This is a genomic window from Mesorhizobium sp. B2-3-4 (genome assembly GCF_006442315.1).
GTDB lineage: Bacteria > Pseudomonadota > Alphaproteobacteria > Rhizobiales > Rhizobiaceae > Mesorhizobium.
Window position 1 is genome coordinate 218486 of record NZ_VFVY01000010.1, and the last position, 7833, is coordinate 226318.

8 protein-coding genes and 1 pseudogene are annotated in these 7833 nt (G+C 62.7%); 5 read left to right on the forward strand and 4 right to left on the reverse strand.

Annotated features, from left to right (window positions below; translation table 11 throughout):
* Window positions 1-116: 116 nt before the first annotated feature.
* Together FJ967_RS17430 and FJ967_RS17435 are read left to right on the forward strand one after the other, a co-directional pair.
* Window positions 117-569, forward strand: a complete 453-nt coding sequence (locus FJ967_RS17430; RefSeq protein ID WP_140733052.1) for a MaoC family dehydratase — start codon at window positions 117-119, stop codon at window positions 567-569.
* Window positions 569-1450 (forward strand): CoA ester lyase, encoded by an 882-nt coding sequence (locus tag FJ967_RS17435; protein WP_140733053.1) that lies wholly within the window; start codon window positions 569-571, stop codon window positions 1448-1450. Before FJ967_RS17430 ends, FJ967_RS17435 begins: the two co-directional genes overlap by 1 nt.
* Here the strand turns inward: FJ967_RS17435 and FJ967_RS17440 are convergent.
* A complete protein-coding gene (locus FJ967_RS17440; protein WP_140733054.1) occupies window positions 1447-3348 on the reverse strand; it encodes a hypothetical protein in 1902 nt (633 codons plus the stop codon). The genes FJ967_RS17435 and FJ967_RS17440 overlap by 4 nt on opposite strands.
* Window positions 3349-3515: 167 nt before the next feature.
* Window positions 3516-4190: an isoprenylcysteine carboxylmethyltransferase family protein gene (locus FJ967_RS17445; protein ID WP_140733055.1), complete on the reverse strand. Its 675-nt coding sequence runs from the start codon at window positions 4188-4190 to the stop codon at window positions 3516-3518.
* A gap of 143 nt (window positions 4191-4333) precedes the next feature.
* On the opposite strand from FJ967_RS17445, the gene FJ967_RS17450 reads away from it, so the two are divergent.
* Window positions 4334-5050 (forward strand): TetR/AcrR family transcriptional regulator, encoded by a 717-nt coding sequence (locus FJ967_RS17450; RefSeq protein WP_140733056.1) that lies wholly within the window; start codon window positions 4334-4336, stop codon window positions 5048-5050.
* A 17-nt stretch (window positions 5051-5067) separates the two neighbouring features.
* Here the strand turns inward: FJ967_RS17450 and FJ967_RS17455 are convergent, their stop codons facing one another.
* Together FJ967_RS17455 and FJ967_RS17460 are read right to left on the reverse strand one after the other, a co-directional pair.
* Window positions 5068-5676 carry a flavin reductase family protein gene (locus FJ967_RS17455; protein ID WP_140733057.1) on the reverse strand — a complete coding sequence of 203 codons (609 nt, stop codon included), beginning with the start codon at window positions 5674-5676 and terminating at the stop codon, window positions 5068-5070.
* The gene (locus FJ967_RS17460) at window positions 5677-6261 is read right to left on the reverse strand and encodes a nitroreductase (RefSeq protein ID WP_140733058.1); all 585 of its coding nucleotides are present in this window, start codon (window positions 6259-6261) and stop codon (window positions 5677-5679) included. It lies immediately after the preceding gene.
* Between the two features lie 155 nt (window positions 6262-6416).
* Here FJ967_RS17460 and FJ967_RS17465 point away from each other — a divergent pair, with 155 nt between their 5' ends.
* Window positions 6417-7379, forward strand: a complete 963-nt coding sequence (locus FJ967_RS17465; RefSeq protein WP_140733059.1) for a hypothetical protein — start codon at window positions 6417-6419, stop codon at window positions 7377-7379.
* A gap of 88 nt (window positions 7380-7467) precedes the next feature.
* Window positions 7468-7833, forward strand: a pseudogene (locus FJ967_RS17470) (transposase); the annotation flags it as partial.

Here is a 7833-nt window from a genome sequence, read left to right on the forward strand (position 1 = left end):
GGCCCCGTGAGAACGGTAGGCAGAAATGGTTTACGAACGGTTCACCATGTTCATTAACTGGCTTGCGAGCGCCTGATGCAGCGCCTATCAACCGTCAAACAGCGCAGGAGACGGACATGGCCGGGCTATATCTCGAGGAATTCGTCGTCGGCCACGTCTTCCAGCATACGCTGCGCAAGACCGTCACCGAGAGCGACAACATGCTGTTTTCGGTGATGACGCTGAACCCGCAGCCGTTGCATATCGACTTCGATTTCGCCGCCAAAAGCGAATGGGGCAAGCCGCTGGTCAACTCGCTGTTCACGCTCGGCCTGATGATCGGCATTTCGGTCAACGACATCACCGTCGGCACGACGGTCGCCAATCTCGGCATGAAGGAAACCGTGTTCCCGCACCCGGTTTTCCATGGCGACACCATTCGCGTCGAGACCACGGTCATCTCGGTGCGCGAGTCCAAGTCGAAGCCGGACCGCGGCATCGTCGAGTTCGAGCATCGCGCCTACAACCAGCATGGCGATCTCGTCGCCAAATGCACCAGGCAAGCGATGATGCTGAAGAAGGTGGCCTGATGCGTTCGCTGCTGTTTGTTCCCGGCGATTCCGAGCGCAAACTGGAAAAGGGTTTTGGCGCCGGCGCCGACGTGATCATCGTCGATCTTGAGGATTCCGTGGCGCCGCAGAACAAGGCAGCCGCGCGCGATGTCGCGGCGCGCTTCATCGGCGAACGCAGGGCGCTGACCAGCTCGGCGATCTATATCAGGATCAACGACCTTTCGACCGGGCTGACGGACGATGATCTCGCCAAGCTCATCCCGGCAAGACCGGACGGCATCATGTTGCCGAAGTCGAACAGCGGCCAGGACGTGCAGCAGCTCGCGGCGAAGCTGAGGGTTCGCGAAGCCGAGAACGGCCTGCCCGACGGCTCGATCAGGATCCTGCCGATCGTCACCGAAACGCCGGCGGGCGTGCTCGCGGCAGCTACCTATGTCGGGGCAAGCGCGCGGCTTGTCGGCCTCACCTGGGGCGCCGAAGACCTGTCGGCCGCGATCGGCGCACGTTCTGCCCGCGACGAACACGGCCGCTACACGGACGTGTTCCGTCTCGCTCGCACCATGACCATCCTTGCCGCCGGCGCGGCCGAGGTCGCGGCAATCGACACCGTGTTCCCGAATTTTCGGGACATGGCGGCCTTCGCCGCGGAATGCGCCGAGGCCGAGCGGGACGGTTTCACCGGCAAGATGGCGATCCACCCCGATCAGGTGGCGGTCATCAATGGGGCCTTCACCCCGTCGGCTGAAGCCGTGAAGCAATCGGCGGCCATCGTTGCTGCATTTGAAGCCGCGGGCAATCCCGGTGTCGTCGGCATCGACGGCAAGATGTACGACCGGCCGCACCTGCGGCTGGCCGAACGGCTGCTGGTTCGGGCCAAGGCAGCCGGGGTCCCGGCCTAATCTCGCGCCAGCACGATGACCCGGTCCTCCGGCAGATAGGCCAGCGCTTCTGACTTCAGCGGGTTGACGGTGACGCCGCCCAGCGCCCGATGGTCTTCTTGCGCGCCGCGAATGCGCCGGTAGCCGATGGCGATCTCGCCGCGCAGTCGTGCCGATTCCGCGATCGTCCAGAAGGTCACCGGCCTGTCGATGGCGACGTAGTCGGCGACCGGGCGCATGTAAATTTCGGAGCCAGCCTCATCGAGCAGGTCATCGAAGATCGCGGCGAGATACTGGTTCTCGGACGCCTGCGCCAACATCAGGCTGACCAGCCGGTTGCTGACGACAAAATCGTCGGCCTTGGTCACGGCCGCAAGCTCCCGGTTGCGAACGTCGATCATCTCACTGACGATGTTGATGTGGAGGCCAGCGTCATCTGAAATCTTGCGCAGATGCAGCAGCGTCACCAGCGTGCGCGTATCGGCCGGCTGCGCCGCCATGGTTTCGCTGTAGCCGAGAACGAGCACGTGATCGTAGGACGGCACGTCCAGGCCCGTCAGCACGGTTCTGCTCGACGTGTCGGCGACCCGACATTGAACCGATAGATTGTTGCCCTCAACAACCAATTCGGCGACGTCCTGTTCCAGGTCAGGCGTATCGGCAGCTATGGTCAGCACCGAACCCGGTGCGACATAGCGAGACAATTCGTGGGTGATGATCGGGCCGCGCCGGTTCCAGCCAAGGATCAGCGTGCGCTCAGGCTGCTTGTCGGCAGGCCGCGGCCCGATGATTGCCGCCTTGTCGACCTCGGTTCCCGGACTTCCCAGCCTTATCGCCGCATCGTCCTCGGCGATGATAATGGCGCGGCTGCCGGCACCGATCACCAAATCCGAAGGCGGGTTGAGATCGACACGGCCGTCGCGGTCGCAAAGCCCGATCAGCGCGCAGTGCTCATACGACATCATCGCTTCGCCGAAAGTCTTGCCGGTCAGACCGGGCTGCTCGATCGTGTAGATTTCACAGCCGTCGAAATCGAGCAGTTCCGAATAGACGCCGCTCAAGCCCGACTGCCGGCTCGAATGCACGACGATACGCGAGATCAACTGGTCGGCCAGCACGAGCTGCACCTCGGCCCCGCCGACGACGCGGGCGACCTCGGCGTTCTTGCCGTCACGGATCTCGGCGGCGATGTTGTAGGGCGCCGTGCGCCGGTTCGGGTCGTTGACCAGCGCCAGCACCGTCTTGATGACCTGCGAATCTGGATCGTCGCCATCCGGCGAGAGCACGATGACCGATCGCGAGGTCTGCGGATTGACGATGGCGAGATCGTACAGATCCGTCGGATCGCCCCTGCGGCAGATGATGCGGGTGTTGCCCAGCTTGCCGATCTTGGTCGCGATCTCATCCTCCATCTCGACCTTGTCCATATTGGCCATGACGACGATGCGCGGACGGCGGCGGCTGGCGTTGGCAATGACGAGTTCGGAGATGACGTCGAAGATCGACGGGGACCAGTTGAGGATAATGGTGTGATCGCTTTCCAGCACTTGCGAGCGGCCCTTGCGCAACTCGTCGAGCTTGCCGTCGACGCCTGCGCTGAGCACGCCGATGAGCGCCGAGACGACAAAGATGCCGGCTAGCGTGACCACAAGCATGACAAGACGGAAGGCCCAGCCGGTGTCGCCGCCCATCGTGCCGGAATCGAGCGTGCGCATCAGCGATTCCCAGAACGCTTCGAAGAAGTTCAGCGGTTCGCCGCCCTCCGGCGCGATTCGGGTCACCGCCAGGAAAGCCGCGGCGGCGATGATAATCAGCAGCGAAAGGACGGCGAGCCAGCCGATCAGCGCGATCGGCCCAGCGGCCATGCTCTTGTCGAACGCATAGCGCAGCCGGATTCCCAGCGAATTTCGTTTCGTCATCTGCAAGCGCCCCTCAATATCCCCAAGGTCGATGCGCAAGCCACCACGCATCGCCGAAGCCGTTCTCTTAGCCTTTGTTCAGATGGAGGGGAATCGCCTTTCGCGCGATCCTGGCTAAGGGATTCGCCGCGATGTTGAACGGCGCAAGTGAGCGGGCATCGCGCCTATTACCAGACCATCGGGATCAGCCGGTAGCGAACCTCGGCCGCATAGTCATCATAGCCGCGCAGGCCGATGCGAAGCGTTTTCTCCTCGATGAAGGTGCGGATGGCCAGGAGGACGATGAACGCAAGCACCGACAGCAATCCCCACCAGGAGCCAAGCAGGAGCGCGGTGCCCGCGAAGAAGAGAATGGCACCCGCATACATCGGATGGCGCACATAGCTGTAAGGCCCCGTGGTGATCACCCGCTGTCCGCGCTCGTCCTGGATTTTCACAACCGGTGCGGCAAAACTGTTCTCCAGCATAGTCAGGTAGCAGATCCAGATTCCGATCAGCAGGACAAGGACGCCGATGACCTGCACCCAGACGGGAACCGCCGACCAGCCGAAACGGTGGTCGAATCCCATGAAGGCCAGCCAGCCGAAAATGCCGAGCAGGAGAATGGACAGCAGGATCTTGTCGGCCGGTGTCTGGTCTTTCTGGATGGGCGGGCTCAGCCGCTCGTTCATCAGGCCGGGATCGCGCCGAGCCAGCGCGACGCCCATTGTGAGACTGAGCGCCACCATCACCACCAAGTAGATCCAGGCTCCCGGCCAGTGCAGCGTGCCGGCCGCCAGGAACAGCAAGGCACCCATGACGCCGAACCAGAGGAATGTCTGCAGGATCAATTTGGAAATCATGATCGCCCTTTCGCGGCTTGCCCCTGCCGGTATTGGCCGGACTAGACCGTCAGTCTATTATACCGACCGACGGTCTATTATTCAAGCAAGCCGTTGACAACCGCCACTGGACGGGAACGGCCATCGCGTGCAGAAGGTTTGTCATGCCACGTATCATCAAGCACCCCGAGCTCAGGCGGGAAGAACTGCTGGACCACGCCCAGGCCCTGTTCCTGACGCGAGGCTATGACAAAGCGAGCCTCAACGACGTGATTGCGTCCGCCGGTGTCTCGAAGGGCGCCTTCTATCACTATTTTGCTTCGAAAGAGGCCCTGTTGGAGGCGTTGGCCGAGCGTTTCGCAAGGCAGGCGTTGGCCGGGGTCCAGAATATACTGAACGCACCTGGCCTCGACCCGCTTGCCCGCCTGAACGGCCTGCTCGCCCAGTCGCGGCAAGCCAAGATCGAGACGGCGTCGGAAGCCTGGGCCCTTTTCGAGACGCTGTTCCGGCCTGACAATCTGGTGCTTTTCCACCGTATCAACCTGGCGGCCAGCGCATCGTTTTCCCCCTTGCTGGTCAAGATCATCCGGGAAGGTGTCGAGGATGGCACCTTCAAAACCTTCGATCCCGAGGGCGTCGCCGACATCCTCATGCAGTTCGGCATGGCCACGCATGACGTCATCGCCAAGGCGATCACCGCTGGTGGCGATGCCGATATGGAGGTCGCGATCGAGGCCCTGGAAAGACGCGTCAGGCTCTACGAGATCGCCCTCGACCGCATCCTCGGCCTGCCCGACGGCAGCATCCGGATCGGCGAACCGGGCTATGTCAGGGCCGTCATGACAGCCCGGCGGAAACCAAAAGCCGATGAGGCGCGCTGATCTGGCGGGACGCGAGCCTATTCCTTGCCCCAGCGTGGCCGGCGCATCGAGAAGATCTCATCGACGCTGGCATAGTCCATGTAGCCGAGGCGCGCGACATTGCCGGCCTTGGTGATGTCGAACAGGCCGTCTTTCAAAAAAGCATCGTCTATGTGCACGCCCACCACCTCGCCGGCGACGACGACGGCGCTTGTGGGCGATCCGTCCAGCGCCTTTGGGCGAAATACTTCCGTCACTCGGCATTCCAGCGCCGCCGGCGCCGCAGCCACGCGCGGCGGCCTGACGAGACGCGAGGGCGCCATGGCGAGATCGGCATAGACGAACTCGCTGACGCCACGCGGTGCGTCGACGGATGTGTAGTTCATCTTCTCGGCAAGATCGCGGCTGACCAGATTGGCGACGAACTCGCCGGATTCCTGGGCGAACGAGGCGCTGTCCTTCTCGCCCTCGGAGGAAAACCAGACGATGAAAGGCCGCGTCGAGAAAGCGTTGAAGAATGAGTATGGCGCGAGATTGATCTCGCCCGCCTTATTCAGCGTCGATATCCAGCCGATCGGGCGCGGCGCCACGATGGCCTTGGCCGGATCGTGCGGCAGCCCGTGCCCTTTCGCCGGTTCGTAGAACATTCAGCCCGCCCAAGGTCCGGTGTAGTCGGCATAGAGCTTCGCCGGATCGGGCCTTGGCCGCTCCGGTGCGGGACCGGCATAGGAACCGATATGGATGAAGCCGACGACGCGCTCCTGCGGCGCCAGCCCCAGCATCGCCCTGCCCTCCGCGACATCGGAATACCAGTTGCTGATCATGTTGGTGCCATAGCCCAGCGCGTTAGCCGCTATCATCAGGTTCATCGCCGCCATGCCGCCCGACAGGAACATTTCCCATTGTGGGATCTTCGGGTTTTCCCGGGGAACAGAGACGACGCCGATCACCAGCGGCGCACGCGAAAACCGCGCCAGTTCCTGGTTGCGGCGGCCCTCCGGCAGCGGCCCCTCGCGCTGTTCGGCCAGTGCGGCCAGCTTTTTGCCGATCTCGATGCGGGCATCGCCGCGATAGAGAATGAAGCGCCACGGCTCAAGCCGGCCGTGGTCCGGCACGCGGGCGGCGGCGGCGATCATCGTGGCGATATCGGCGTCGCTCGGCGCCGGCTCCCTGAGGTCGGGAATCGGCGCTGAATTTCGGGTCAATAGGAAGTCGATGATCGGCGACGCCATGGGCGCAAGTCTCCTGGACACTGTGGTTTTGAGCTGAAGCGCACCATCGGGAATTCGGGCGGCTCGGGCAAAGGCGCGCAAACGCCGGACGCAAGAGTCCCGGATCGGACTCTTAAGCCTTGAAATTGCCACCGCCATGGGCTTCAACGCAAGGCATGTTTGAGGGGCGACTGCGTCTTTTCCTGGTCTGGCTCTGTGCCGCGCTGTTCATGGCGCCGGTTTCGCTGGCCGTTGCGCAGGAAAAGGACGGTGTCGGCGACCTGAAGCTTCCCGGAATTTCGAGCTATGCGACGCCCAAGAGCGACACCCCGCTGGCGCTTGGCGGCGGTGGCGCCCTCACCCTTTCGGCCCAGTTGACCGACAAGGGCACCGACATCACGCGCGGACTTGTCTGGCGTGTCTTCAAGCCTGAAGCGGTCAACGGCAAATTGCCGATGGTCGCCTCCGCCCATGGCGGCAGCGCCGTCTTCCAGCTCGAGCCTGGCAGCTATCTGGTTCACGCCTCCTATGGCCGCGCCGGCGCCACCAAGCGCATTACCGTCGGCAAGGACGCCAAGCGGGAAAGCCTGGTGCTCGACGCCGGCGGCCTGAAGCTCGATGCGGTTCTGTCGGGCGGCGTGCGCATTCCCCCCAAGAAACTGCGCTTCTCGATCTACGAGGGCACAGCCGAGGCCAATGGCGACCGCGCGCTGATCATTCCCGATGTCGAACCCAACAGCGTCGTGCGGCTCAATGCCGGCATCTACCACGTCGTCTCGACCTATGGCGCGGTCAACGCCGTCATCCGCTCCGACATTCGTGTCGAGGCCGGCAAGCTGACCGAAGCCACGGTCGAACATCACGCGGCCGAGATAACCATGAAGCTGGTGCGCGAAGCCGGCGGCGAAGCGATCGCCGATACGTCGTGGTCGCTGCTCAACGAATCCGGCGATCCGATCAAGGAAACCGTCGGCGCTTTCGCCTCGATGGTGCTTGCCGAAGGCGACTACACCATCATCGCCAAGAACCGCGACCGCATCTACCAGAAGGATTTCACGGTGGTTGCCGGGCAGAACCAGGAGATCGAGGTTCTGGCTACAGAAGCCGCGGCCATGGATCCGGAGGAAGGCGCCGACTAGAGCGTTTCCTGCTTTGAGAGAATCGTAGGATTCCCAAATCAAGGTGTTTGTGATTCAAGATGCTGGCTGGATTGGAGGCCAGCATCTGATGACGCGAGCGCTTTCAAACGATCTTCGTGAGCGTGTTGTTGAGGCGGTTGGGGCCGGCGAGAACTGCCGTAGCGTTGCATCGCGCTTTGGCGTTGCGGTTTCCTCTGTCGTGAAGTGGTCGCAGCGCTATCGAGCTACCGGTTCGGTGGCTCCGGGGAAGATGGGCGGACATCGAAAGCGGATTCTTGAGCCGCATCGGGCCTTCATCGTGGAGCGGATCAACCAAACCTCTGAGTTGACGCTGCATCGGCTGAAGGACGAGTTGGAAGCGCGCGGGGTCAAGGTCTCGCACAATACGATCTGGATGTTCCTGCGCCATGAGGGACTGAGCTTCAAAAAAAACGCTGTTCGCCCTTGAGCAGGC